This window comes from Mesorhizobium sp. M4A.F.Ca.ET.020.02.1.1, assembly GCF_004022645.1.
Classification (GTDB): domain Bacteria; phylum Pseudomonadota; class Alphaproteobacteria; order Rhizobiales; family Rhizobiaceae; genus Mesorhizobium.
In genome coordinates, this window is the sequence record NZ_RZOI01000928.1 from 1 (window position 1) to 2,009 (window position 2,009).

Sequence of the window (2,009 nt, forward strand, 5' to 3'; positions counted from 1 at the left end):
CTTCAGCTCCATATTGGCTTCGGCCGCCGCGCGCTCGGCATCGTCAAGCGCGCGGCGGCCGAAGCCAATATGGAGCTGAAGCGCCTCGATCCCGCGCTCGGCAAGGCGATCATCGAGGCCGCTCAGGAGGTGATCGACGGCAAGCTCAACGACCATTTCCCGCTGGTGGTGTGGCAGACGGGCTCGGGCACGCAGTCCAACATGAACGCCAATGAGGTGATCTCCAACAGGGCGATCGAGCTGCTCGGCGGCGTCATGGGCTCGAAGAAGCCGGTGCATCCGAACGACCACGTCAATATGAGCCAGTCGTCGAACGACACCTATCCGACGGCCATGCACATCGCCTGCGCCGAGCGCATCGTGCACGATTTGCTGCCGGCGCTGAAGCACCTGCACAAGGCGCTGGAGGCCAAGAGCCAGGCGTTCGCGCATATCATCAAGATCGGCCGCACGCATACGCAGGACGCCACCCCGCTGACGCTGGGCCAGGAATTCTCCGGCTATGCCGCGCAGGTCGCCTCCTCGATCAAGCGCATAGAGATGACGCTGCCCGGCCTGCAGGAGCTGGCGCAGGGCGGCACCGCGGTCGGCACCGGCCTCAACGCGCCGGTCGGCTTCGCCGAAAAGGTGGCGGACCGCATCGCCGCCATCACCGGCATCGCCTTCGTCACCGCGCCGAACAAGTTCGAGGCGCTGGCCGCCCATGATTCCATGGTGTTCTCGCATGGCGCGATCAACGCCGCGGCGGCGGCACTCTTCAAGATCGCCAACGACATCCGCTTCCTCGGCTCCGGCCCGCGCTCCGGCCTCGGCGAGCTCTCGCTGCCGGAAAACGAGCCGGGCTCCTCGATCATGCCCGGCAAGGTCAACCCGACCCAGTGCGAAGCGCTGACGCAGGTCTGCGTGCAGGTGTTCGGCAACAATGCTGCGCTGACCTTCGCCGGCAGTCAGGGCCATTTCGAGCTCAATGTCTACAACCCGCTGATGGCCTATAATTTCCTGCAGTCGGTGCAGCTGCTCGCCGACGCCTCGGTCTCCTTCACCGACAATTGCGTGGTCGGCATCGAGGCGCGCGAGGACAACATCAAGGCAGCGCTCGACCGCTCGCTGATGCTGGTCACGGCGCTGGCGCCGACCATCGGTTACGACAACGCCGCCAAGATCGCCAAGACGGCGCACAAGAAGGGCACGACCTTGCGCGAGGAAGCGCTGGCGACGGGTCTGGTCAGCGAGGCCGACTACGACCGTCTGGTCAGGCCGGAGGATATGACGCATCCGGGGGTAAGCTAGTATCACTGGCGTAACCGGGTGAACAATCCGTCGTCAGATCAGCATCTTTGGTGAACAGTTTGCCTGCTCTATCTGGGGTGTCATTCCAATCCTCCCGGAGAGAGCCCCATGTCCATCAACACTTCCGTCGCCGGTTCCGGCACCACGTCCAACAGTTCTGTCACGATCCTGCTCGGCCGCATCCTGCTGGCCGTCATTTTCCTGCTTTCCGGCTTCGGCAAGCTCACCGCGATTGCTGGCACTGCAGGCTATTTTGGCAGCCTCGGCCTGCCGCTGCCGACCGTGACCGCCGTCCTCGTCGGCCTCATCGAGCTGCTCGGCGGCCTCGCCGTCCTCGTCGGCTTCCAGACCCGCATCGTTGCCTGGGTGCTGGCGATCTTCACGGTTGCCACCGGGCTGGTCGCCCACACCGGTTGGGCCGACCAGATGCAGATGATCCAGTTCCTCAAGAACCTCGCCATCGCCGGCGGCTTCATCGTGCTGGCTTCGTCTGGCGCCGGCGCCTACTCGATCGACGCCAAGCGCGGCTAAGCCTTCCCTCGCAAGCGCAGACCTGGGCGGCGCGGAATTTTCCGCGCCGCTTTTTCGTTGTCGAACTGTGCAGACGCGCCAGGTCTGCGACTCTGCTAGACTGGGGCGCAATCTAGGCTTGGCCAGTGGCCGGCTTTCGCTCTTTGCTCTGACGCAATTCCGGACGGAAAACCGTTACACACTTTTCC

Annotated in this window: 2 protein-coding genes; both read left to right on the plus strand. The window is 64.3% G+C overall.

From position 1 onward, the window contains the following. Positions 1-1,290, plus strand: a 1,290-nt coding sequence (fumC, locus tag EN742_RS33205) for a class II fumarate hydratase (RefSeq protein WP_128333784.1), incomplete at its 5' end; no start/stop codon positions are given. Between the two features lie 108 nt (positions 1,291-1,398). Then, positions 1,399-1,821: a DoxX family protein gene (locus EN742_RS33210; protein ID WP_127407595.1), complete on the plus strand. Its 423-nt coding sequence runs from the start codon at positions 1,399-1,401 to the stop codon at positions 1,819-1,821. Positions 1,822-2,009: the final 188 nt, after the last annotated feature.